Annotated in this window: 25 protein-coding genes and 1 riboswitch; of the genes, 14 read left to right on the plus strand and 11 right to left on the minus strand. The window is 54.9% G+C overall.

Annotated features, from left to right (window positions below):
• The 4 genes from repA to AVCG78_RS17310 all read left to right on the plus strand — a co-directional run bounded on the left by repA (window position 1) and on the right by AVCG78_RS17310 (window position 6,346).
• A complete protein-coding gene (repA, locus tag AVCG78_RS17295; RefSeq protein ID WP_012653445.1) occupies window positions 1-1,263 on the plus strand; it encodes a plasmid partitioning protein RepA in 1,263 nt (420 codons plus the stop codon).
• Window positions 1,260-2,342 carry a plasmid partitioning protein RepB gene (gene repB / locus AVCG78_RS17300; RefSeq protein ID WP_071207049.1) on the plus strand — a complete coding sequence of 361 codons (1,083 nt, stop codon included), beginning with the start codon at window positions 1,260-1,262 and terminating at the stop codon, window positions 2,340-2,342. Before repA ends, repB begins: the two co-directional genes overlap by 4 nt.
• Window positions 2,343-3,292: 950 nt before the next feature.
• The gene (gene repC / locus AVCG78_RS17305) at window positions 3,293-4,510 is read left to right on the plus strand and encodes a plasmid replication protein RepC (RefSeq protein WP_081355286.1); all 1,218 of its coding nucleotides are present in this window, start codon (window positions 3,293-3,295) and stop codon (window positions 4,508-4,510) included.
• Window positions 4,511-4,792: 282 nt separating this feature from the next.
• Window positions 4,793-6,346: a phospholipase D-like domain-containing protein gene (locus tag AVCG78_RS17310; RefSeq protein ID WP_071207047.1), complete on the plus strand. Its 1,554-nt coding sequence runs from the start codon at window positions 4,793-4,795 to the stop codon at window positions 6,344-6,346.
• Between the two features lie 103 nt (window positions 6,347-6,449).
• Here the strand turns inward: AVCG78_RS17310 and AVCG78_RS17315 are convergent, their stop codons facing one another.
• Window positions 6,450-7,478 (minus strand): putative bifunctional lysylphosphatidylglycerol flippase/synthetase, encoded by a 1,029-nt coding sequence (locus AVCG78_RS17315; protein ID WP_234665009.1) that lies wholly within the window; start codon window positions 7,476-7,478, stop codon window positions 6,450-6,452.
• On the opposite strand from AVCG78_RS17315, the gene AVCG78_RS17320 reads away from it, so the two are divergent.
• Entirely contained in the window at window positions 7,468-8,205 is a 738-nt protein-coding gene (locus AVCG78_RS17320; RefSeq protein ID WP_071207046.1) for an endonuclease/exonuclease/phosphatase family protein, read from the plus strand. The two genes, AVCG78_RS17315 and AVCG78_RS17320, sit on opposite strands and share 11 nt — an antisense overlap.
• A gap of 143 nt (window positions 8,206-8,348) precedes the next feature.
• On the opposite strand, the gene AVCG78_RS17325 is transcribed toward AVCG78_RS17320, so the two are convergent.
• A complete protein-coding gene (locus AVCG78_RS17325) occupies window positions 8,349-9,173 on the minus strand; it encodes a bifunctional allantoicase/(S)-ureidoglycine aminohydrolase (protein ID WP_071207045.1) in 825 nt (274 codons plus the stop codon).
• A gap of 455 nt (window positions 9,174-9,628) precedes the next feature.
• Here AVCG78_RS17325 and AVCG78_RS17330 point away from each other — a divergent pair, with 455 nt between their 5' ends.
• Genes AVCG78_RS17330 through AVCG78_RS17340 form a run of 3 tightly spaced genes read left to right on the plus strand, consistent with a single transcriptional unit; the run spans window position 9,629 to window position 10,935 of the window.
• A complete protein-coding gene (locus AVCG78_RS17330) occupies window positions 9,629-9,934 on the plus strand; it encodes a hypothetical protein (protein WP_174089731.1) in 306 nt (101 codons plus the stop codon).
• Between the two features lie 52 nt (window positions 9,935-9,986).
• Window positions 9,987-10,295: an ATPase inhibitor subunit zeta gene (locus AVCG78_RS17335; RefSeq protein ID WP_071207044.1), complete on the plus strand. Its 309-nt coding sequence runs from the start codon at window positions 9,987-9,989 to the stop codon at window positions 10,293-10,295.
• A 1-nt stretch (window position 10,296) separates the two neighbouring features.
• Entirely contained in the window at window positions 10,297-10,935 is a 639-nt protein-coding gene (locus tag AVCG78_RS17340) for an exopolysaccharide biosynthesis protein (RefSeq protein ID WP_081355284.1), read from the plus strand.
• Between the two features lie 30 nt (window positions 10,936-10,965).
• Here the strand turns inward: AVCG78_RS17340 and AVCG78_RS17345 are convergent, their stop codons facing one another.
• Window positions 10,966-11,433, minus strand: a complete 468-nt coding sequence (locus AVCG78_RS17345) for an Lrp/AsnC family transcriptional regulator (protein WP_071207043.1) — start codon at window positions 11,431-11,433, stop codon at window positions 10,966-10,968.
• A gap of 160 nt (window positions 11,434-11,593) precedes the next feature.
• Here AVCG78_RS17345 and AVCG78_RS17350 point away from each other — a divergent pair, with 160 nt between their 5' ends.
• From AVCG78_RS17350 to AVCG78_RS17370, 5 genes are read left to right on the plus strand one after another with little or no spacing between them, the layout of a single operon-like run.
• On the plus strand, window positions 11,594-12,373 hold the full coding sequence (locus AVCG78_RS17350) for an ABC transporter ATP-binding protein (protein WP_071207042.1): 780 nt from the start codon (window positions 11,594-11,596) through the stop codon (window positions 12,371-12,373).
• A 44-nt stretch (window positions 12,374-12,417) separates the two neighbouring features.
• On the plus strand, window positions 12,418-13,188 hold the full coding sequence (locus tag AVCG78_RS17355; RefSeq protein WP_071207041.1) for a transporter substrate-binding domain-containing protein: 771 nt from the start codon (window positions 12,418-12,420) through the stop codon (window positions 13,186-13,188).
• Between the two features lie 16 nt (window positions 13,189-13,204).
• Complete coding sequence (locus AVCG78_RS17360) at window positions 13,205-13,927, plus strand: ABC transporter permease (protein WP_071207040.1); 723 nt, start codon at window positions 13,205-13,207, stop codon at window positions 13,925-13,927.
• 8 nt (window positions 13,928-13,935) lie between these two features.
• Complete coding sequence (locus tag AVCG78_RS17365) at window positions 13,936-14,625, plus strand: ABC transporter permease (protein ID WP_071207039.1); 690 nt, start codon at window positions 13,936-13,938, stop codon at window positions 14,623-14,625.
• A 17-nt stretch (window positions 14,626-14,642) separates the two neighbouring features.
• Window positions 14,643-15,548 (plus strand): homocysteine S-methyltransferase family protein, encoded by a 906-nt coding sequence (locus tag AVCG78_RS17370; RefSeq protein WP_071207038.1) that lies wholly within the window; start codon window positions 14,643-14,645, stop codon window positions 15,546-15,548.
• Window positions 15,549-15,557: 9 nt separating this feature from the next.
• On the opposite strand, the gene AVCG78_RS17375 is transcribed toward AVCG78_RS17370, so the two are convergent.
• The 7 genes from AVCG78_RS17375 to AVCG78_RS17405 all read right to left on the minus strand — a co-directional run bounded on the left by AVCG78_RS17375 (window position 15,558) and on the right by AVCG78_RS17405 (window position 22,648).
• Window positions 15,558-16,583 carry a FecCD family ABC transporter permease gene (locus AVCG78_RS17375; protein WP_071584518.1) on the minus strand — a complete coding sequence of 342 codons (1,026 nt, stop codon included), beginning with the start codon at window positions 16,581-16,583 and terminating at the stop codon, window positions 15,558-15,560.
• 3 nt (window positions 16,584-16,586) lie between these two features.
• A complete protein-coding gene (locus tag AVCG78_RS17380) occupies window positions 16,587-17,546 on the minus strand; it encodes an ABC transporter substrate-binding protein (protein ID WP_071207036.1) in 960 nt (319 codons plus the stop codon).
• A 22-nt stretch (window positions 17,547-17,568) separates the two neighbouring features.
• Window positions 17,569-18,285 carry an ABC transporter ATP-binding protein gene (locus tag AVCG78_RS17385; protein WP_234665010.1) on the minus strand — a complete coding sequence of 239 codons (717 nt, stop codon included), beginning with the start codon at window positions 18,283-18,285 and terminating at the stop codon, window positions 17,569-17,571.
• A gap of 219 nt (window positions 18,286-18,504) precedes the next feature.
• Window positions 18,505-18,720, minus strand: a riboswitch (cobalamin riboswitch).
• 193 nt (window positions 18,721-18,913) lie between these two features.
• A complete protein-coding gene (locus AVCG78_RS17390; RefSeq protein ID WP_071207034.1) occupies window positions 18,914-20,350 on the minus strand; it encodes an amidohydrolase in 1,437 nt (478 codons plus the stop codon).
• Between the two features lie 128 nt (window positions 20,351-20,478).
• On the minus strand, window positions 20,479-20,757 hold the full coding sequence (locus AVCG78_RS17395; RefSeq protein WP_071207033.1) for a hypothetical protein: 279 nt from the start codon (window positions 20,755-20,757) through the stop codon (window positions 20,479-20,481).
• On the minus strand, window positions 20,754-22,229 hold the full coding sequence (gene glgA, locus AVCG78_RS17400; protein WP_071207302.1) for a glycogen synthase GlgA: 1,476 nt from the start codon (window positions 22,227-22,229) through the stop codon (window positions 20,754-20,756). The genes AVCG78_RS17395 and glgA overlap by 4 nt, the downstream gene beginning before the upstream one ends.
• 101 nt (window positions 22,230-22,330) lie before the next feature.
• Entirely contained in the window at window positions 22,331-22,648 is a 318-nt protein-coding gene (locus AVCG78_RS17405; protein WP_071207032.1) for a DUF2934 domain-containing protein, read from the minus strand.
• Between the two features lie 244 nt (window positions 22,649-22,892).
• Here AVCG78_RS17405 and AVCG78_RS17410 point away from each other — a divergent pair, with 244 nt between their 5' ends.
• Window positions 22,893-23,234 carry a hypothetical protein gene (locus AVCG78_RS17410; protein WP_071207031.1) on the plus strand — a complete coding sequence of 114 codons (342 nt, stop codon included), beginning with the start codon at window positions 22,893-22,895 and terminating at the stop codon, window positions 23,232-23,234.
• A 99-nt stretch (window positions 23,235-23,333) separates the two neighbouring features.
• On the opposite strand, the gene AVCG78_RS17415 is transcribed toward AVCG78_RS17410, so the two are convergent.
• Window positions 23,334-23,885 carry a DUF4334 domain-containing protein gene (locus AVCG78_RS17415; RefSeq protein WP_158212731.1) on the minus strand — a complete coding sequence of 184 codons (552 nt, stop codon included), beginning with the start codon at window positions 23,883-23,885 and terminating at the stop codon, window positions 23,334-23,336.
• Between the last annotated feature and the right edge of the window lies 1 nt (window position 23,886).

The following is a 23,886-nucleotide window of genomic DNA, read 5'->3' on the forward strand; positions in this document are numbered from 1 at the left end:
ATGATCATGGCGGTTGCGTCCAGCACGGCGACTGAACAACAGGAGACGAATTTGCGCCCCGCCGATGAGACCATTGCCGAAGACGCGCGCGCCCTTTCAGCCCAGCTGAAGGCTATGCGGGAGCGGTTGTTTGCGCCATCGTCGCGCAAAACCCTGCGGACTTTCACATCTGGAGAGGCGGCGCGTCTCGTAGGAGTCTCGGACGGCTATTTGCGGCAATTGTCGCTTGCCGGTGAAGGCCCTGCGCCAGTCGTTGGGGCAGGGGGGCGCCGTTACTATTCGCTCTCTGATATTGACGCTCTGCGCCACTACCTGGCGGAACAGGCGATGATAAAAGGCAATGTTTCCAAGGCCCGTTCCTATGTGAAATGGCGTGATGCCGAACGTGGCGAGCATTTGCAGATCATTTCCGTGACAAATTTCAAGGGTGGCTCCGGTAAAACCACCTCGGCCGTCCATCTGGCGCAATATCTGGCCATGACCGGGCACCGGGTTCTAGCGGTCGATCTCGATCCGCAGGCATCGCTGTCGGCTTTGTTCGGCTATCAGCCGGAACTCGATCTGGTCGGCAATGACACGATTTATGGCGCCATTCGCTACGACGATGAAGTCAGGCCGTTGCGGGAGATCATCCGCAAGACCTATTTTCACAATCTCGACCTGCTGCCCGGCAATCTGGAGTTGCAGGAATTTGAGCATGTGACGCCGCGTGCCTTGGCGGAGCGAAAGACGGGCGATGCCAAGAGCCTGTTTTTTGCCCGTGTCCAGAATGCCTTGCACAGCGTAGCGGATGATTATGATGTCGTGGTCATCGACTGCCCGCCGCAGCTTGGATATCTGACATTGTCGGCGCTTTGTGCATCGACATCGGTGATTGTCACCGTGCATCCGCAAATGCTGGATGTGGCGTCCATGAGCCAGTTCCTGTTCATGACATCGGATCTTCTCGGCGTGGTGCGTGAAGCGGGCGGCACGCTGAATTTCGACTTTCTGCGCTATCTTGTGACCCGGTTTGAGCCGAATGACGGCCCTCAGGCGCAAATTGTCGGTTTTCTGCGGTCGCTGTTCGGGGAACGAGTGTTGACCTCTCCGATGGTCAAATCCACGGCGATTTCCGATGCCGGATTGACCAAACAGACGCTTTACGAAGTCGGGCGCGAGAATTTCAGTCGCGGTACTTACGACCGGGCGATTGAAGCGCTGGAATCGGTAAATGCCGAAATCGAACAGTTGATCCACACGGCGTGGGGACGCAAAGAATGATTGGAAAAAACCGAAAAAGCGAGTTGCGCGCGCTGTTTTCCGATCCAGGATCGGGGGCAAGTTCAGAGACTGCGGAACCCTCTGTTTCGCAACCTACGGCGTCCGGTGAACCGCGTAGCGCAGACACCGTTGAAGAACAGCCCCCCGCAGCGCCCGTGGCGCGCGCAGCCTCCGGGGCGATAAAGGCAATGGGATTGACGTTGTCCTCCATCACCAGAGAGGCGGAGGAAGCGCGTGCGTTGCGGCAGGCGATTGATGAGGGCGAAAGGGTCATTTCCCTTGCTACGGATAAGATCGATGCGTCCTTCGTTTCAGATCGTCTGAGTGACGAGGAACGAGACGATCCTGATTTCATCGCGCTGGTTTCCAGTATGCGCGAGAGTGGCCAGCAGGTTCCGATCCTCGTGCGGCGTCATCCTCTTAATGACGACCGCTATCAGGTTGCCTATGGTCACCGTCGCTTAAGTGCTGCCAAGCGCCTCGGTATCGCGGTCAAGGCGCTTATCCGGCCCTTGAGCGACGACGAGCTTGTGCTGGCGCAAGGCAAGGAAAATGCCGAGCGACGCAATCTCACCTTCATTGAGCGTGCCTTGTTTGCCAAGGCGTTGGCCGATCGTGGTTTTGATAGAAAAGTCATCGGTGAAGCGCTTTCGGTGCAAAAAAGCGAGTTGTCGCGGCTTATTCAGGTGGCGGAAAGCGTACCAGAGCGCTTTGCTCGTGCCGTTGGACCAGCTCCGAAGGCGGGTCGCGAGAGATGGATGGCACTTGGCCAATTGCTTTCGAGCGAGCAGGGGCAGCTGAAAGCGGCTGGATTGGTGTCTACAGACGGATTTCGGATCGCAGCCACAGATGAGCGGTTTCAGAAACTATTCGATACGCTGTCCGGTAAGGCTCCTGTGGAGCGCCCAGAACCTGAGGACATCAGGGGGCCTGATGGCCGTGTCTTCGCCCGTATTGGACGGCAAGGGCGGCGGCTGAAGATTGAATTTCTGGCGGAGGCCAATCCGGGGTTTGTCGATCAGTTCGAAACGCGTCTGGCGGCGGCTTATGCCGCCTATTTGGACGGCGAACACGACTAGAATGGGTTTGCATCCGGCTTTTGCTGGATGCTTTAGACCTGCATTTTTGCAGCAATGCTGCATGCCCCTTAAATCCCAAGGGATTTTAAGAGGACACTATGCAGAGGTTACAACGGGTTATGGCGCGTTGTGTTTTATCGAACGCAAGACGCCGTAAAGTGCAACGAGAAGGAAGCAATACGAGACAAGAAAAAAGGCCCCAAAACGTCACCATTTCGGAAGCCCTCTTCTATGTAGCAATTCAAGAGAATCACTTCTGGCCCCAAAAGTCAAGACATGACCTCATATTCGTGGGTCATGATGTATCTTTTTGCGTCTTGATTTTACGGCGCTGGTAGCAGCGTCAGGCCATAATGGTGCTTAGACAAAATGATGGAACAGTATCGACCACAATGTGGCGGTGCTTACGGCGTCGTGCGTTTTATCAAATGCGTATAAGATGCTGTAATCTTTAGATCTGCTGCGCAATTTCTCCGTAAGTCTGGTTCGATTTATGGAGTTATCCGTTAGATCGACCGTTGCATAATATGCTGAACTCCTCGGATTTCAGGTGGGAAACCTGTGGTTTCTATAAGAGATAAGATTGGTCTTAAATCTCGCTTTATAGCGCAGGAAACGGTCAATTTCGCTTATGCGACCAGTTGGTTGTCGATACTGTGGTGAGTTCAATTGTCTTGGATCCTTGAGATACCAAGCAACGAATTCGTGTGCGGACGGGATCCCTGCGTTTTATCAATAGGATGCCGTATCACTTCAATCTGCTGCGAAATATTCTCTTGGTCTTGTGTCTTAAGTCAGAAATTGCGCAGTCGATTGATGGATTGCCGAAAGAGTGAAGGGTCTTCAGTCCATCCTATTTCGGTGATCGTTAACCCGTCCTGTTGGGTTGATTGAGTTTCAGTGTTTGTCATTTGGGCCTGCTTGTCTCCTTGTAGAGGGGACGCGACATTATGGAACGAGCTGCAACAACGCCCTTTGGCGGCGGACGGATGTCTGGTCGTGTCCTAGCGCGACAAGCACGCATTGGCGAACGCCAAGCTGCTCTGCGGCAAAGCGAAGGCGCAAATTCTTCTGGTCGCGCTGACAAATGGCAATTGCTTCGCGCGTTAACCGAAGCGCGTGCTGTTTATGGTCTGGGTGACCGGACAATTTGCTTGCTTGAAGCGCTTGTGAGCTTCACCACCGAGCGCGAGCTGGATGGCCGGGAGCCTGTTATCGTCTTTCCATCCAACCGGGAATTGGCTTTTCGTGCAAGAGGAATGGCGCCAGCGACCATACGTAGGCACCTAGCTTGCCTTGTCGATGCAGGCATGATCTTTCGGCGTGATAGTGCCAATGGCAAGCGCTATTGCCGGAGAGATGAAACTGGCGAAGTTGAGGATGCATTCGGCTTCGATCTAGCGCCGTTTGTGCTGAAAGCAGAAGAAATTTACAGCGCAGCCGAAAGCGCCCGTGCGGAAGCCAAGCAGTTCCGCGCCTTGCGAGGGGAGGTCACTGTTCTATCCCGGGATATTTCCAAAATAATCACACTCGCCCTTGAAGAAGGACGAGCAGGGGATTGGGAAAGCTATTTGCTTTGCTATCAGTCTTTTTGCAAAACGCGCACAAGAATGAAATTCAGCAGCGACATGCAAATTTTCGCGCAGGAGCTGCGCGCAATGTTGTCAAAGGTGGAAAATGATTACCTTTCAAGCCTTTCTGAAGAAGAAATGAGCGGCAATGATCGTCAAAATGAGCGTCATCAACAGAATTCAAAATCAGATCTTAAATTTGATAAAAACGGCAATGATCATACAACAGCGGAGCCGGTTTCACCTCCTCTCGACCAACGCAGATTGGCTGTAAGCCTGAAAAGGTTGAAAACGCTTTGCCCACAAATCAACGATTACGCCAAAGATGGGATTTCTGAATGGAGCGATTTGATCAGGGCGGCTGACACTGTTAGGACGATGTTGGGCATCTCCCCTGATGCATGGTTGAAGGCAAAACAAGCAATGGGTGAACAGGCCGCCGCAATTACCGTTTCGGTCATGCTTGAACGCGCCGAAGCAATTCGTTCCGCAGGCGGTTATCTTCGGACATTGACCGATAAGGCAGAGCAAGGGCAGTTCAGCGTTTATCCTATGCTGCAAGCGCTCGAGAAAAACCTGCCGCGTAGCAAATCTTAAAGCTGGGTGACGTTGGGAAAATCTGAACGGGGTGATGCGACAGAGGCTTTCTTTCCGTCGCAGCCTTTTGAAGTTTAGGTTTCCCCTGCTCGCTCCACTGAGCTTGGAATTTCGGCGCATTGAGGCGGAACAAATGTCACTGCAATGCGTTTGTCTATGACGCGAACCCTTATGGTCCTGAAGCGTAAGTAGACAACTCCGACCGTGACAACGGCCGTAACGATGCAGCAGGCAAGTGAAGCGTAATTCGGGTACGCAATCATCCGGCTGGGATACAGAAATATGCAGGGTTTCGAGAAGGCCAGCAGCCATCACCGCATTGGATCGGATCAGGTGATCAGAGTGGGCTATAATGCCTGGAAGACGGGTGTTGCATCGAAGGCGGGATTTTTGATTGATGGTGCGCAATATTTTCGCGCACTTGCGGATTCTCTATCTCGCGCTCAGGAGCAGATATTCATCATCGGTTGGGACTTTAACCCTGACATCCAGCTTATACCGGAAGATCAAGCTTCACCCACTTTAGGTGAGTTCCTTATTTCGCTTGTCGAAAACAATAGCCGTCTCTCCATTCACATTCTTGTCTGGGCGATGGGTCCAATCTATTCTGGAAAATCCCTGCGCATGCTCGGGAACACCGAACTGAAGTCGCATCCAAGGATCGACTTGCGGCTTGATACGCGGCATGCCGTTCGAGGTTCTCATCATCAGAAAATGGTGGTTATCGACGATGCGCTGGCGTTTATTGGCGGCATCGATCTGACAGCCAAGCGCTGGGATACGCCCGAGCACCGGGCCGATCAACCTTTACGCTGCACGCCAAAAGGCGAACGCTATGAGCCGGTTCACGATGTGCAAATGGCAGTTGATGGTGAAGCGGCCGAAGTAGCGGCTGAAATCGCCAGGCGTCGGTGGTGGCAGGCGACAGGTGAGGATCTCGTGCGTCCACGCTGCTATTCTCATTCTTTTCCGTCGGCTGCACGCTATGTATTTAGCAATTGTGACATCGCTTTTGCGCGGACCGAACCGGCAATTCGCAGAAGCACATCCGTTCGTGAGACGTTACAACTGACCCTTGACTGCCTGTCGCGGGCAGAGAAGCTTATCTATATAGAAAGTCAATATTTTGCATCGAAAGATGTAGCCGATCTTTTGGCTTCTCGATTGAGTGAGCCGGATGGTCCTGAGGTCGTATTGATTTCGACGCTGAATTCGCATGGATTTCTAGAGAGAAAAGTACTGGGGGAAAATCGAGACCGAATGATCCGCAAGCTTAGACAAGCTGATCGATTTGGTCGGTTTCGTGCTTTCTATCCAGTTGTCCCAGATGAGAGCCGCGATACTAAGTGCGAGGAAGTCCTGGTCCATGCCAAGTTGATTATCGTTGATGATGTTTTCATTCGCGTCGGATCGTCGAACCTGAACCAGAGATCGGTGGGCCTTGATACGGAACTTGACGTCGCCATCGAAATGCATAGCGACAAAGAACGGCAGATCCTGGCCGACATGCGAAATGGTCTGCTTGGTGAGCATCTTGGTCTGCTGAGCACTGATTTGGCAAAAGCCCATCAAGAAGCCGGATCATTGGTGCGCGCCTTGGATCGAGTGAACGTTGGATTGCGTGGGCTGCGATCTTTTCCTGTCGGTGACGAGAACGGCAAGACAGGTTTGCATTTTGCTACGGGCCTTGTGGACCCAAAAGCACCTTGGTGGCCGTTGCAGTTGGTTTCTATTCCATTTTCGATGCTCAAGAAAATCCGACGCATGGCGATGTCGAAGGCAGGACTGAGCCAAGCCGATGGACAACAGCAGCGGATCTCTGCCAACAACAGTTAAATTATATTTTTGAGCCCCACCGAGAGCTCTTGTGATTGGTAAATCACAAGAGCTTTTTCTATGGCGAGGCTTAGTATTCTTATGAATGCAGCCTATGACATCGTCAAAGAGTTGCTGCTTTCACCGTCTCATTTGACGAGGAATTATTCCGGCGTTCGAGGCGCGAATAATACCATTCACTGATGGCAAAGACCGGGATGCCGATTGCCAGCGGAATGAAAAAATACACAACGCGAAATGAAATGAGCGCGCCGATCGATGCGTCTTTGCCCATGATGAATGAGATCGTCGCTTCCATTACGCCAAGTCCACCAGGAACATGGGCAACCAGCGCCGAGAGGTTAGCCATGACATAGGCGGTTGTCGTTTCAAAAAAACCTGCGGACGATCTTGCCAACCAAAAGAGACAAGCGGCGACGGCAGTGAAATTGGCGATGCCAACAGCAACCTGGGCAAGGGCGATAGGCAGGGTTGGCAGTGAGAAGCACCATTTGTATATTCGTATTTCACCGCGCAGCCAGGCTGAGGCCACGAGATAGATGCCAATTGCAGCCAGACAGGCAAATCCAATCAGCCGAGCAGCAAAACTCCCCATGCCGCCGAGCTTGGCCGCACTCTGCGGAAACAGGGCAAGGCAAATGCCGGCCAATCCTATCAAGCCGATTCCGACGGTTGCGCCGCAAAAGAGAATGATTTTGGCGACTTCCTCGTTTTTTAGGCCCCAGCGCCGGTAATACCGATAGCGGACCGCACCGCTGGACAGCGCCGCCAAGCCGACATTATGCCCGATAGAGAGGCTGACAAAAGACGCGACCGCGGCTTTTCGCCAGGACAAACGAGAATCGGCATAAAGAATGCCAAGATAGTCGAAGCCAGTCAGACAAAGATAGGAGACGACACAAAAAAATAATGACAGAGCAAAACCTGTCCAAGGGATGGCAGACAATGACATTTCGATATCGTTGAGGGAGAATTTGCTCAGCGCCCGGTAGCTCAGCCAGAGGGCTATTGCTGTCGCAGCAAGGAAAATGCCATTCAACAAAATCTTCTTTTGCATCAAATCCGTTCCGAGGTTGCTCTTCGTACAGGGAACGATTTCCCGCCTAAGGTGTTCCATGGAAATGAGCTCCATATTTCGTCTCCTTACCTATAATATTCATAGCTGTATCGGCACAGACAGAAGACTTGATCCAGCCAGAATTGCCGAAGTTGTCGCAGCCACCGAAGCAGATATTGTCTGCCTTCAGGAAGTGGATGTCGGACGAAACCGAACCTCAGGAATTGATCAAGCCGACGTGATCGCAGGCTATCTCACCATGCAATCACATTTTCATTCCGCCTTGAATGTTGCTGAGGAACGATATGGCGATGCACTGTTGACCAGGTTTCCGACCCGGATCGTCCAGCAGGGCATGTTGCCATCACGCGGTGAGCAAAGGGGCGCTCTGTTGGTAGAGGTATCGATTGGAAAAATTTCTGTTAACGTCTGCGTGACACATTTCGGCCTACGGGCGGGTGAGCGAGCAGAGCAGGCAAGGGCGCTTTTGGGCGTGGAATGGCTCGGACCTTTGCTGGAGGCAGATGCTCCCATTGTGGTCGCAGCCGACTTGAATGCTGTCCCGAATTCAAAAGCTTTTAAACTCCTGACGGCAAGATTGGCCGATGCCACGAAAGCTAACCTAAAGTCCGACAGCCTCAGTCGGTCGAAGCCGACATTTCCATCTCGCTTTCCATTCCTGCGGTTGGACCATGTTCTAATATCAGGTGGATTAAATATCCTTGAAGCACGGGTTATCGATACACCTTTGGCACGGCGGGCCTCAGATCATCTGCCGCTTCTTGTTACAATGCAAATTTGATTGCATTTCGCATGATAATACTCAATTAGTTCCATAATGTTGATTATCAATTTTAATGATGTGCTTGGGTGGGTTCATCTGTGAAATGCGAAGGGATATCCACCCCTCGCATTTCGATTTTCCCACCGATGAAGTGATCTGGCTCAAGGCCACAAACGGGCGTGTCTGTTGACATCCTTGTAAAGCAGATAGCGGAACCTGCCGGGACCGCCAGCGTAGCAGGCTTGTGGGCAGAAGGCGCGCAACCACATGAAGTCACCGGCCTCCACCTCGACCCAGTCGTCGTTCAGTCGGTAGACGGCTTTGCCTTCCAGGACATAGAGGCCGTGTTCCATCACATGGGTTTCCATGAACGGAATGATGCCGCCAGGTTGGAAGCTGACGATATTCAGGTGGAAGTCATAGCGTATATCATTTGGATCGATAAACCGGGTTGTCCCCCAGGCCCCGCCGGTGTCAGGCATCATGGCAATTTCATGCTCGTCTTCATGGGTGAAGATTGCCGGTGGTGGCTCCAATCCGTCTACCGCTTGGAATGTCTTGCGAACCCAATGGAATTTTGTCGGCGCGTCGCTGGTGTTGAGAACTGTCCATGTTGAACCGGCCGGCAGAAAAGCGAAAGATCCGGCACGAAGATCATGCTCAGTGGTTCCAAGAGTAAGTCTAAACGCACCTTCTACTACAAAGATCGCTGTTTGGGCTTTAGCATCTGGTTCCGGTCTTATGCTGCCTCCTCCGGGTTGGACTTCCATTACATATTGCGAAAAAGTTTCCGAAAATCCTGTCATGGGTCTGGCGATGATCCAGGCGCGGGTTTTTTCCCAATGCGGCAGAAGACTGGTGACGATGTCGCTCATCACGCCTTTGGGAATGACCGCATAGGCGGTTTTGAAAACAGCCTTGCCCGAAAGCAACTGCGTCTGGGGCGGCAGGCCCCCATAATTGGTGAAATAGCTGTTCTGGGTCATGCGGCCTCGGTTTTTCTCCGGATGGGTTCCTTTGTCTTGTATCGCATAAACCGAGCAACAGGAATCGTGAACCTAAGTCTTTTCCTTTGAAAACCTGCTTTGCAGCATATGGGATTTGGATAGTCGTGGATTTTCTGGGCTGAAAAATCCTTGAAATTGCCGAGCAAACGCCTTGAAACAGACGACTTACGGCTCCATCTTCAGGTCAACCCGTGGTCCGGGCCCCTCTGGCAGTAGCCGCCGGCGCTTCTGCGATGTCGGACCGTTTTCGACACATGCGCCGGCATAGGATTGTAGCCATGGTCTTGGTTCTGTCAGGTGGTTCGCGCGCTTTTTCCCAGGTCAATTGCTTGTCATCGATGGCGATAAACATCTCGCACCGCGCCGGTCGTGATTGCCGTTATACCGTATCCCCGCCCCTAAGCTTTTGAATATCTTACGCTAGGAGCAGGGTTATGTTTACAGAAATCTTTGCCACTTTGATCAGCTTTTTTCTGATCGACCCGATAGAGGCGGATCTTCGCAGTCGCCTGGCGTCGATGAATTCATCGGCAAGTACAATAGAACAGGCGCAAACATGCGTGCGAGATTCAGCTCCGAAGTTATTACAACAAGCGCTTGATGATCCAAGCTGGGCTGTTGCCTCTGGCTTACGGATTTCTTTTGGCTGGACTACGCCGGTTGCGGTTGTCTCGGAAATTTCTCCCGAATGTCGGACCGCCTTCTCACTGCTTGGATCTGAGACCGGCGGCGATGTATAGACGATTTGAACAAGGACAGGTTATGACAAAACTTCACGACAGAGGACATGCGATGGTTCAGAGCGTTTCAGGGCTGGATTGGTGCCCAAAGGACGATACCACCTTGACAATCCGCGCCCGTCGGAATGTTTTGACGGGGTTCTGGGCCGGAGAGCGCCTGGGATTGCGCGGCCAGGAATTGGTGCTTTACGCCCAGGCCTTGCATGTGGAGGATCATCGATTGCCTGGTGATCTCGATCTTGTTGAAAAAATTCAAGCAGATTTCGCGTCGGCTGAGGTGGCAATCAGCACAGCCGATATTCACCTTGCGTTGCGCTCGTCGCATCAGCAAGCGCTACGGGATAGCGGTTGCACGGATTAAGATGATGATGATGTCTCGACAGCACGGTCCTGCCGCAGGTGACGACATTGTGCGGGGATCCGGCTTCCTGTTGGAGGTGCTGGAAACTGCTCGTTTGCGTGGTGGTATTTCCATTGGTGAACTGATCGGTCGGCGGGGTCGAATCGGGATAGCCTTCACCTTGCTGGTGCTTTGCCTGCCGACCCTGGTCCCCCTGCCCGGTCCTTTCGGGATGGTTTTCGGCACCTGCCTGGCATTTGTTGCCGTACAAATGTTGTATGGTGCAGACCGGATCTGGCTTCCGGGTTTCATTGCGCGGCGAACAGTGTCGCTCAAGGTTGTGGAAACAATGGTGCTGCTTGGACGGCCCTGGGTGCTGAAACTCGAAAGCTGGCTGATCGCCGGGCGTCTGCCGTTTCTCACGGGCAAGACGGCGCGAATGATCCTGGCGCTGCCCATTCTCGTACTGGCAGTGCTGATCTCCCTGCCAATCCCCTTTGGCAATACCGCTCCAGCGCTGGCAATCATCCTGATTGCTATCGCTCTTGCCGAGCGCGATGGCCTAGTGGTGATTTTTTCGCTCTTCGTTGCAGCTGGCGCCGGTGTCGTGACCTATTATCTCGTCACCGCCGCTGGAAACCTGCTGACCTGGGCATTTTAGCGTTTCTGCTGGTGGTGAAGGAGATTGTCTCTATTTCGCCATCGGTACGAATAGCCCGATTTTGATATCCCGCAGCACGACATTGGTATGCATTCGGCGTATTTGCGGGTTTTCAGCCATGATAAGGGCGGCGATATCGTCGTAATGCTCAACATCCCGGGCAGTGACAATTGCGATCAAATCGACCTGCCCGGTTACATAATAAACCTGCTGAATATGATCCTGACGTTCCGACCAGGTACGAAAGCGGGCAAGCGCATCGTAATTGTCGCGCTCAATCTCCATGCCGACGATAAACACCATGGGATGGCCGGTTATCTTGCGGTCTACCACCGCCACTTCACTTTTGATGATCCCCTCTTCCCGCAGCCGTTTCAGACGTCTTTGTACCGCAGACAGAGAAAGTCCGATCTGTTCGGCAATAATCTCAGCCTTCAGCTGACAATTTCTCTGAATGATATCGATGATCTGGCGATCGAACCGATCCAATTGGTCCATGGGATGATCCTCCAAACGTGCATTTCATGTTATTTTTTCAAGGATTATCCGCTTGATGCAAGGATTTTCTGCGGTAAATATGCAATCTAGTTCGAAATTGCGCGCATAAACTGCTTGAGTAAGCGATTATTGTGACAAGCATTTGGGGAGTGGAGCCTGTATGACAGATGGCGGCGTTTTCGCCCTGGAGGTGGAAGACATCCACAAGAGTTTCGGAGCGAATCCAGTTCTGAAGGGCGTATCTCTGTGTGCTGCTAAGGGCGATGTAATCTCAATTATTGGTTCGTCGGGGTCTGGAAAAAGCACGTTCCTGCGCTGCATCAACTTCCTGGAAATGCCGGACCGAGGGCGCGTCGTCGTCAATGGTGAAGAGGTTGCCATCAAGCTGGGGCGGCGTGGTGAGCCAAAGCCCGCCAGCTGGCGTCAGGTCGAGCGGTTGCGGACCGGACTTGGGATGGTGTTTCAAAACTTCAATCTCTGGGCGCATCGGACAGTTTTAGAGAATGTTATCGAAGCGCCGGTGCATGTGATGGGCGTCAAACGCGCGGAAGCCATCGAACGCGCTGAAGCCTTGCTGCATAAAGTCGGTCTCTACGATAAACGCGATGCTTATCCGGCTTTCCTATCCGGTGGGCAGCAACAGCGTGCCGCCATTGCCCGGGCGCTCTGCGTGGAGCCTGCCGTCATGTTGTTCGATGAGCCAACATCGGCGCTCGATCCGGAACTGGTTGGTGAAGTGCTGAAGGTCATTCGGGATCTGGCCGAGGAAGGCCGCACCATGCTGCTCGTCACCCATGAGATGCGCTTTGCCCGCGATGTTTCAAGCCATGTCATGTTTCTGCACCAAGGACAGGTTGAGGAACAGGGGCCGCCTGAACAGGTCTTCGGCAATCCGTTCAGCGCCCGTTGTCGAGAATTTACCGGCGGGATCGGCGTTTGACCGGATCTTTGAAAAATTAAAATTCAACCAGGAGAAAGCCTTTTATGAAATTCTTCCCGCTGCTGTTGGCAGGCGCTGCCTTCGCCTTTTCCGCTTTTTCGGCGCAAGCCGATGTGCGCTTTGGTGTTATGAACGAATCCTATCCGCCCTTCTTCGCCAAGGATGCGGGCGGCAAGTGGCAGGGTTGGGAAATCGACCTGATGGATGCTGTTTGCGCTGAGATGAAAGAGAAATGCTCTATCGTCGAACTATCCTGGGATGGGTTGATCCCGGCATTGGGCGCCAAGAAGTTTGACGTTATCTGGTCTTCCATGTCGATTACCGACGAGCGTAAGAAGGTGATCGATTTCACCGACAAATATTACAATACCCCCAGCCGGCTGATCGGCGCGAAGGACATGAAGCCGGGCGCCAGCGCTGATGATGTCAAGGGCAAGACTATCGGCATCCAGGTGTCGACCATTCAGTCCGAATATTATAAAAAGTATTTTGCCAAGGTGGCCTCGGAAAAGACCTATCAAACGCTTGATGAAGCGTTTCAGGACTTGGCAGCAGGACGGATCGATTATGTCTTCGGCGATTCCATCGTGCTCGACACTTTCGTCAAGAGTGATGCTGGCAAGGATTGCTGCGCCAATATGGGCGATGTCGCCGCTGATGCCGCCGTGCTTGGTTCAGGCGTGGGTGGTGGTTTGCGCAAGGACGATACCGCTTTGAAGGCAAAGCTGAATGCGGCACTGGCCGCTGTTCGGGCCAGCGGTAAATATGATGAGATCACCAAGAAATATTTCGATTTCAACATCTATGGTAAGTAAACGGTAACTTACGTAAATGGCAGTGTCTCCCGGCATATTCGATCTGCTTTCGCCCTATCCACCTGGATGGGGAGGAACGCTGCTATGGGGTGCCGGGGCGACGCTTGCCATTTCGGCAGGTGCTTTTCTAATAGGGTTGGTGATTGGGATTGGCGGCGCTTTGGGCAAGCTGTCTGGCAACCGCCTGCTGCTCGGATTGCTCGATGTCTATACGACAGCGGTGCGCGCAGTGCCGGAACTGATCCTGATTGTCGGTCTTTATTATGCAGGCACCGATGGGCTTAACCGACTATTGCAGGCATTCGGCATGCCAGTGGTCGAGGTCAATGGGTTGATTGCCGCGATTGCGGTTCTCGGTGTCGTCCAGGGTGCTTACATGACCGAAGTGCTCAGGGGGGCTATCCTGGCTATCCCGATTGGTCAAAGTGAGGCGGCAAAAGCCTTCGGCATGTCGCCGTTCCTGCGGTTTCACAGGGTCACCTTGCCAGCGCTGCTGCCCAACGCCCTGCCCGGCCTTGCCAATTTGTGGATGGCTGTCACCAAGGATAGCGCGCTGGTTGCCGTCGTCGGCTATCAGGAACTGGCGCTGGCGACCCGGCTGGCGGGGGCGAGCACCAAGCATTATTTCCTGTTTTTCCTGGCTGCCGCCCTGCTCTACCTCGCCATCACTCTTGTTTCCAACCTGTTCTTCAAGCTGATCGAGCGCCGGGTGCGGCGCGGTCAGCCGCTGCTGTCCTAGGAGATGTGATGGATTTCTCCTGGATAGGCAATTACTGGCCGTTGCTGCTGACCGGAGCATGGCAAACCCTCGCATTGCTGGTGATTTCTGTCGTTCTCGGATTTGTATTGGCCATTGGCCTCGCTTTCGCTCAGGTCAGCGGTGGACCGGTGACGCGGGTCCTTGCGCGCGGCTATTCGACGTTTTTTCGTGGCACGCCGCTATTGATCCAGCTCTGGTTGCTTTATTACGGCGTCGGATCATTGCTGCCGATGATCCCCGGCATTCGTCAAAGTTTGATCTGGCCGCTGTTGCGGGAAGGATTTTTCTTTGCGGCGGTCAGTTTCACGCTCAATTACGCGGCCTATGAGGCCGAAGTTTTGCGCGGAGCCTTGCTAGCCGTGCCTAAGGGCGAACTTGAGGCGGGCCGTGCTTTCGGCATGGGTCGCTTCACACTCATTCGGCGGGTCTGGCTGCCGCGTGCCATCCGCATCGCCCTTCCCACCATCGCCGGGGAAGTGGTCATGCAGCTGAAGGCCACTCCCCTCGCCTTCACCGTGACGGTCATGGATCTCTATGCGGTCGCCTACAAGGTGCGACAGGATACGCTGCTTGTCTATGAGCCGCTGATCGTCGTTACCCTCTTCTATCTCGCCCTCACTGCGATTATTGCCCGTTGCTTCCGGGTGGTCGAGACGCAGGTTCCAATCCGGCGATAACCAACAGGACTATATGTATGACAAAGGTTCGTATTCTCGATGGCGGCATGAGCCGTGAACTTCTTCGGCTCGGTGCGGAGTTGAAGCAGCCGGAATGGTCGGCGCTGGCCCTGATCAATGCTCCTGAAATCGTTCGCCAGGTGCATGCGGAATTCATTGCGGCGGGTGCCGATGTTGTGACGACCAACTCTTATGCATTGGTGCCGTTTCACATCGGCGAAGAGCGTTTCCAGAGTGAAGGCCCATCGCTGATTGCTCTGTCGGGTGAGTTGGCGCGGCAGGCGGCGGATGCTTCAGGTCGAAAGGTGCTTGTAGCCGGGTCTTTGCCACCGATCTTCGGTTCCTATGAGCCGCAGAATTTCGATCCATCGACGGTTGATGCCTATCTGGATGTGCTGGTTGCCAACCTTGCGCCCTTCGTCGATGTGTGGCTTGGTGAAACGCTCAGTCTGATTGCCGAAGGCGAAGCCGTTCAAAAAGCGGTTGCCGCAACAGGCAAGCCCTTCTGGATTTCTTTTACGCTTGCTGATGAAGCGGGACAGGATATTGGCGGCTCACCGAAGCTTCGCTCCGGCGAATTGGTCCAGGATGCCGCGCTTTGGGCGGCGGACTCTGGCGCATCGGCGCTGTTGTTTAATTGCAGCAAGCCGGAAGTGATGAAGGCGGCGGTGGATGTGGCGGCAGCGACATTCAGGCAAAAAGGTGTTTCCCTGGACATTGGTGTCTATGCCAATGCTTTTGAAGGTGAGCAGGGTGAGGCCGCAGCAAATGAGGGACTGCATGAGACCCGCGCTGACCTGACTGATGATGCCTATTGCCGCTTTGCCTGCGATTGGGCTGACGCGGGTGCAACGATGATTGGCGGTTGTTGCGGCATTGGCGCGGCGCATATACACCAATTGTCCAAGGCACTTTCCGCTTAGTCTGCGCTTCTAAGCACCAGAACGCGTCTTGCGCATGATCCAGAGAAAGGCAAGGCATCCGGCAAGACCTGTGACGATGCCAATCGGCATGTCCTCCGGTGCAACGGCCAGTCTTGCCACGAGATCGGCGAGGATCAGCACCAATGCGCCCGTCAGCGCCGAGAGCGGCAGGACACGGACATTGTCTGATCCCGCCAGTGCGCGCACCATATGGGGAACCATCAGGCCGACAAAGCCGATGGCACCTGAAAATGCGACCATTGTCCCGGTGATGAGTGCAGAGATCACAAATAACATCATGCGAAACCGGGCGACAGGCACGCCCAGGGTTGCCGCCGTCTCATCGCCCATCGCCAAGGCATTCAGCAAACGCGCATTGGGTAGGAGATAACAAAGTCCGGCGGCAAGCACAGCGGCGGGGTAAATCAGGTGCTGCCATTGGGCAAGGCCAAGCCCACCGAGCATCCAGAAGGTTACGGTTTGGGTGGCGCGGGGATCTCCGAGAAAGACCAGGAGGTTGCCGAGCCCGGTAAAGAAAAATCCAACAATCACGCCCGACAGCACCAGCCGGTCAGCCTGAAGGCTGCGGGTCAATCCCGCCACCAGTCCCACCGTGGCGGTGGCCAGTAGTGCCCCGCCAAATGCGAAAAGCGGCACGGTCAGCAGTCCGAAGACCATGCCGGTATGCAGCAAAGCGAGGATTGCACCAAAGGCGGCGCCGGAGGAGACGCCGAGCAGATGCGGATCGGCGAGTGGATTTCGGGTCGCTGGTTGCAGGACCGCCCCGGTTAGCGCCAACCCAGCCCCGACAAGTCCACCGAGTAGCACGCGTGGAAATCGAACATCCCAGACGATGCTCACTCGCCCCGCTGGCCAATCCACCGTAAAACTGCCCGGGACCAGGTGATTGGCGAGGATCTTCCAGACGGTGGCAACAGGAATGGGAGCCGCACCCAGTGAAATACCGGCGCTTACGACGACGATGATCGTCAGAACCAGCAGGATCGGCACAGATAAGCGTTTAATGAAAGTCAAGACTTACAGACTTTGCGGATGAAAGGCTTGGGCCAGCCGGGCGATGGCATCGATATTACGCGGTCCCGGAGTTGCCTCGACATAGTCAAGCACAACGAAACGATCATTTTTCACGGCGTCGATATTCTGGAAGGCCGGGTTATGCTTCATGTAATCGATCTTCTGTTGAGCGGTCACTTCGCCATAGTTGACGATGATGATCACCTGCGGATTCCGCTCGATCACCGGTTCCCAGGACACTTCCGTCCAGCTTTTCTGCACGTCATCCATGATATTGACGCCGCCAGCGGCCTCGATCATTGCGGTGGGAATACCGAAGCGACCGGATGTGAACGGCTTCTGTTCACCGGAATCATAGACAAAAACGGTTGCAGCCTTGTCTGTTGGACTGATTTTGGCCTGGATTTTTGCCAATTGCTGGCGATAGCCTGCAACCAATGCCTCTGCCCTGTCTTCGACCCGGAATATCCGGCCCAAGTTGATGAGGTCGATGAACATATCGTCCATCGTTGGCTTGGCCTTGGCCATGATGTGAATGCAGCTTTCCGTCAGTTCATAGACCTTGATGCCCAATGGGCTGAGGGTGTCCGGTGTCACCTCGCCTCCGACCTTCATGCCATAGTTCCAGCCGGCGAAATAGAAATCCGCATTGGCATTGAGCAGGACTTCCTTGCTCGGATATTTCGGCGACAGTTCCGGCAGTTGGCTGACACCCTCGCGCAGCTTTTCGTCCAGTGTCTTCCAGCCGGAAACCCCGGTATAGCCGACCATATGATCCTGCAATTTCAGCGCCAGCATCATTTCGGTCAGGTTGACGTCATTGGAGACGGCGCGTTGCGGGGCTGTATCAAAGGTAACCTGACGGTTACAGCTCTTGACGGTAACGGGTTCTGCTGTGGCTGCGGTGAGGCTGACTGCGGCAAGAAAGGTTGAGAGTGTGAAAATGAGAAGAGCGTTTTTCATGTATGGTCCAATGGGTTGCGGATCAGGCACTGAGCGCGAAGGAAAAATTGCGGGTGGCGCCGCCATCCAGGCTGTGGACATGAGTTTGAACGGTGAAGGCCGCGGACAGATGCTCAGCGGTCAGGACATCGCGCGGACAGCCCTCGGCAATCATCTGCCCGTCCTTCAGAATGATTGCTCTTGTGGCAAAGCCTGCGGCAAGATTGATGTCATGCAGCGTGGTGACGATGGTAATGCCGAGACCGCGCAGCAGATCGAGAATTTCCAACTGGTTACGAATATCGAGATGGTTGGATGGCTCATCCAGAATGAGCAATTGCGGATCTTGCGCCAGCGCCCTGGCGACGAGAACGCGTTGCTTTTCGCCGCCTGACAAAGTTGCAAAATCACGTCGCGCCAGATCGGTGACATGGAGGTGATCCATGGCATGCAGCGCTCTGGCTTTGTCGTCTCCGGTGCTCTGCGACCTTTTCCAGGCGCTTTTCTGCCAGGGAATTCGGCCCATCATGACGATATCTTCGACGGTAAAAGGGAAATCTGCCGGCATTTCCTGGACTACGACGGCGATCCGGCGGGCGACCGTCCGCGGATCGATTGTCCATACATCCTGCCCGTCCAGTAGCACCCTGCCCTCACTGGGGCGCACGGCACGATAAAGGCAGCGCAGCAGCGATGTCTTGCCAGCGCCATTCGGGCCGATAATGGCCAGACGCTCACCGGCGGCGAGGGTAAAATCCACGTTTTTTATCAGGGATCGCGCGCCAGTTGGCCCATAGCTGAGCCCCCTCACCTCAAGCGAGGCACCATGACCGTCACAGCTCATGCATGAGCCTGCATCGGTTGACCGGACATCAGGCGTGCCGCGCCTCGGGCCGGATCGTCTGAACAAGGTACGGATGGCCACGCCTCTCGGCGGACCTGAAGTCTTATCGCTGCCATCGGAACACCCCGTCCGTTGCGGTTGAACATCTAAATGGCAGGTCTCCTGGCTTGCGGGTCGCTGTTGGCCTGCGCCTTCCCGGCTTGTCGCCAGTGGCATCGTGCAGGCCCACTCGCCGCTCACAGTTGCGGGGGCAGCCACGGTTTCGGTCCCTTTTGGGTAAGCCTCACCGTATTCCCTTTTCAGCCGCAGCCTTCTTTGCAAGGCCACAGCACCATTTGGATTTATCACTGACATGGGTTGCGGTTCCGCACAAGTCCGTTTTCAAACTATATCGATAATATAGTTTTGTTATAACGTTACGTAAAATGGGTCAAGCTAAAGAGCGTGGATTTGTTCGGTTGGCTTGGTGCCAAGCCGAACAAATCTGGACAAGCTTTACGTGTTAAGGACGCAGACCGTTGAAAGTAACCTTGGATATGCCTTCTTACTTACGGCCACCCATTTCAACGATTGGCGGTTCGGCGTCGGCGGGCAAGGGGCTTTGATAGGGCTGGCCCTTGCGACGGGCGACGAGATCGGCAAGGGCCGCTTCGCGTAACTGTTCGCTTTCGAAGGCGGCGCGGCCCGTGGCGGCCATGACCTTTGCCGCAGCCACCATGCCCTTGTGAGCCAGCGGACTTTTCCCCTGCGTCACCAATTGCCAGGTGTGGAACGGTGTGCCGATGGCGCAGGTCGGCCCATCGGCCTGCACGGTCGGCACCACCCAACTGACATCGCCGACATCGGTTGACCCGGTCAGCAGCGGCGTGCGGTCATGGGCGGGCAAAATGAAATCGGCAAGTGGGATATCGCGCTCCGGCAGGCCTTCAAAACGCCAGGGCGCGGACTTTTCTTCCGGCGTCAAGACGGCGCGGATTGTTTCGGCGAAAGCCCGGTCCGCCGCATCGAAAGGCGGTGGGCCGAGTTCTTCCCAAGCCTCCTGCATGGCCGCCATTAGCGGACCATTGGTCAGCACGTTGGAAACGGCGCTGATTACCTGTGTTTCCAGCCGGGTTTCGGTCATCATTGCCGCACCCTCGCCAATTTTCTTCACCCGTTCCACGAGGGTCTTCATGCCTTGTAGTTCAGGGGCACGGATCAGATAGCGAACCTTGGCATAGGCCTGGACGACATTGGGTGAAATACCGCCCGCATCGAGAATAGCGGCGTGTACGCGGCAATCGGATGGCATATGTTCGCGCATATAATTGACGCCGACACTCATCAGTTCCACCGCATCGAGAGCGCTACGACCCAGATCGGGGTTTGATCCGGCATGGGCCGCCCTCCCCCTGAAAGTGAAATCGACACGGGAATTGGCAAGCGAGGTGGTGCGCTGCACGCCCGCGAAGGAGTTTGGATGCCAACTGATGGCGATATCGACGCCTTCAAAGGCCCCTGCCCTGACCATGAAGGCCTTGGCGGCTCCACCCTCTTCGGCCGGGCAACCATAATAGCGCACACGTCCGGGCAAGCCTTTTTCTTTCAGCCAGTCTTTCAGGGAAGCGGCGGCCAGGAGAGCCGCGGAGCCGAGTAGGTTGTGGCCGCAGCCATGGCCGTTGCCGCCTGCGGCAATCGGCTTATGTTCAGCGACGCCCGCTTCCTGGCTGAGCCCGGACAGAGCATCATATTCGCCGAGAAACGCTATGATGGGACCGCCCTCCCCTGCTTCGCCCATCACGGCTGTTGGGATTCCGGCCAATTTTTCGCTGACGCGAAATCCCTCCGCCTTCAGCATGGCGACATGCTCGGCAACGGACGATTCTTCCATATAGCAGGTTTCCGGCATGCCCCAGATCCGGTCGCTCAAGGCGATAAAGTCAGGCGTCTTGGTATCGACAATCGACCAAAGCGCGGCGGATGTATTGGGGGAAACGGTCATGGGGCACCTTTGACAATAAACACCCGCCAACCATAAAAGCTTGGCGCTCAGAGCGGCAAGCTTTTATGCAGTTGCTCTCCCAGGAAATGTGATTATGTGATGGAAACTTGCAGCGCCGTTTTTCTGCTTCAGGATAGCGGTTCTGTGCGTGTGTCTGCCGCACGGGCCTTGGCTGCCTGGAGAATGTCGCGGGTTTCGCGCGCCTTGGCAACCGCTTCTGAAAGCGCCCGGTTTGGAACAGCGCCAGGATCTTCCTGGCCGTCGCTAAGCTGGCTCTCCTTTTCGAGACTACGGATCAAATCCTTGAAGGCCTCAGGTCCTTGCAGGCTTGCTGTCAGGAGTGAAATCAGCAATTCGCGGTGGGCGTTGATACGCCCCCGCATGGTTTCCGGCGTTGCGTCCGTCATGAATGCAGGCTCCGAGCCGGCTTGGTCCGCGCCGGAGTACGGCGATGGGTGACCGCATTATAAAGAGCGGCATATTGTTCGGCGCTGCGCTCCCAGCTGTAATGCGCCCGCATGGCCTGAAGCTGCAACCGCCGCCAATGGCGGGGTACGGCATAGGCGTCCAACGCCCGGCGAAGCGCGTGGCGCAGGCCGTCGGTGGTGATCTGGTCGAACTGGAAACCGGTCGCTGCCTTGGCAGACATTGCTGCGTCATTGGCATCGATAATGGTTTCCGCCAGCCCACCAGTGCGTGACACCACCGGCACGCAGCCGTAGCGCAGGGCATAAAGCTGGGTTAGGCCGCAGGGTTCGAAGCGCGATGGCTGAATGATGGAATCGGCACCACCGTGAATGCGATGGGCGGTTTCCTCGTCATAGCCGATCTTGACGGCCATACGGCCCGGAAAGCGCTGTGCAGTCTCGATCAGCGCCTGTTCCAGCGCGCGATCCCCCTGCCCCAGCACGATCAGCTTACCGCCGCCATCGATGATCTCGCTGGCGGCTTCCGCCAGCATATCCATGCCTTTTTGCCAGGTAATACGGGTAATGGCGGCAAACAGTGGACCATCATCATTGTCCAGGCCGAACTGGTTTTGTAAGTCCACCTTGTTCAACCGTTTGAGTCCGATGGTTTTCTGATCAAAGCGGGAGAACAGATGCGGATCGGTGGCCGGGTTCCAGATTTCCGGATCGATCCCGTTGACGATGCCTCGCAGCTTGTCCTTGCGCTGCTTGAGAACGCCTTCAAGCCCCATGCCAAAGCGTGGCGAAAGGATTTCACGGGCATAAGTCGGGCTGACGGCGGTGATCATGCTCGACGTCATCAGACCACCCTTCAGGTAGCTGATATCACCATAATATTCCATGCAATCCGTCGACATCACGGTTGGCGGCAGTCCGATGGAGGGCAGCAGGGCAGCATTGAACTGGCCCTGGAAGGCCAGATTGTGAATGGTCAAGACCACAGGCGTCGTGCAATCCATGTGCCGCAAATAGACGGAGGTCAGAGCGGTTTGCCAGTCATGAGTGTGAACGACATCGGGAACCCAGCCCGGCAGGCTGCCAGCGGCAATTTCGGCGGCGGCCAGAGACAGGACCGCAAATCGCTTCCAATTGTCGGCATGGTCAAGGCCGTTCTCGTCCACATAAGGGCCACCCGGCCGGTCGAACAATTGTGGGGCATCGAGTATGAAAAGGTCGAGACCATGAATGCTTGCGGCATAGAGCGCGGCGGATTCGCCAAGAAGGTCTTCGAAAACCAATAGCGGCGGTTGGTCCCGGATCAATCTGCGGACATTGCTATAGCCTGGAATCAACGTCCGGGTGGCTACACCAAAATTGGCGAGCGCCTTTGGAAGAGCGCCCGTGACATCGCCGAGACCGCCAGTTTTAACGAGTGGAAAAATTTCCGAGGTGACGGAGAGCGATCGCAGACTCTGATCGATGACATTGCCTTTCTGCATGCGTTGCGGAAGGCAGCGGATTCCAGCCGCAGCGGTCGCCATGTCCTGCCGGTCTGAAAAAACAGGTGCCATCAGATTATCTTTCGCTTGCGTTTCGTCGCTGCGGCAGGCTTTGGATCTTGGGGCGCATCGGCCATCTCAGCTTCTGGGCTTTGTCTGGTCTTGGCGGCCTGAGCCTTGGTCGTTGGAGCCTTAGCAGTTTGCGTTTTGGCGGCCTGGCTCGCGCGCTTGAGCGCGCCTTCCTTGGCCTTTTGCGCAGATTGCGAAAGTTCGTAAAATTCGCGATGGGCCTGTTGCCAATGGGCATCGTCCTTGCCGTGTGGCTTGCCCTCTTCTTCCCAAAGGCTATAGGCTCGCTTTTCGATCCACTCTTTGTCGGACGGCTTCATCGTTTATCTCCCATTGACCACCCCTCTAACGTGAAATCGGCCGTTTCTGTTCCGCGAACGGCGGTCATTTAGTGAAATTTTCATCGCTGACTTACGGATAGGCAGAAGGGCATAGAGATGCGGTCCATCAACGCCCTTGGCAGACAAGGAATTATCGCTTTTTCAGGAACAATAACCCTTGCCCGTCTGTTTTCGATCCGAGCGTCACACACGAAGAGAAGACAGTGGGACAAAGGAGAAGACAATGGAATTGATTGGCACCTTGGTGCATCCTGAAAAGGGCGGACGGTCTGGATACAATGTCGAGTTTGTTTCCGACAGTGGAGATGTGGTCTCCGTACAACTGAAACAAAGCGAAGGACGGTCTCTGACACGCGAAAATGCGCCGGAAGCAGCCAGGTCGCTGCTGGAGGAAATCAGCACGAAAGAGGTTGTTGAAGGGGGCACACGCCACGCCGATCAAGCTCGGTTGGATGAAAGCGACCGTGATCTCAACGATGCGCTGGAAGATACCTTTCCTGCCAGTGATCCAGTGTCAATGGCAACGTCCAGCACGATTGGTGGGACGGGAAATAACGACAACTGATCATCGCATGATGGCGGTTGGCCAAAAGTTGACAGGTTGACATCTGTCAACGCCGACTGAGGGGCCGACTGAGGGCTTGTGCGCGCAAAGGTATGTGCGTCACTCGCGGGTCAGCAAAAAGAAGAATGGCCTGTCGAAATCACGATGCTCCATCAGTCCGAGACAGCGGCGGTCATCGATACGGCGAAAATGGTCAATGATCGGCTTTTCGTCATAGATCATCGCTGCACTGACAGTGCCGCCCAGTGCGACGGGCCTTAGTCTTGCTTTTGGCCGGCCCGAGGCAAAAAACCGCCCTAGGTTACGGACTGCCACCCTTCCCACGACGTTGTTGAACAGTCTAGGTGATGCCAGCAAAAGCCGCAGTGGAATGAAGAACGGGTTTAACGGATAGAAACCGAAACGGTCGCGCATGATAAGCGGATGACCTTCGTCGGCGGAGACAAAATTCTTGCCGTGCCAACCGAAAGGCGGCATCAGGCCATCTATAGGATGATTTGTCGCTAACTCCTGCCCGACCCACATGCCGATCATGTCATCGACTTCAAGGGCAGGCAGTTGGAGAAACCTGGCAATTGCTTCTTCGCCCGTTGTGCCATGCTGTTGCCATTGGGTCAGCCAGTCCGTATCTGCAAAAGCCTGTGTGGTCACG

The sequence above is a fragment of the Gillisella vitis genome (genome assembly GCF_021559775.1).
Lineage (GTDB): Bacteria > Pseudomonadota > Alphaproteobacteria > Rhizobiales > Rhizobiaceae > Allorhizobium > Allorhizobium ampelinum.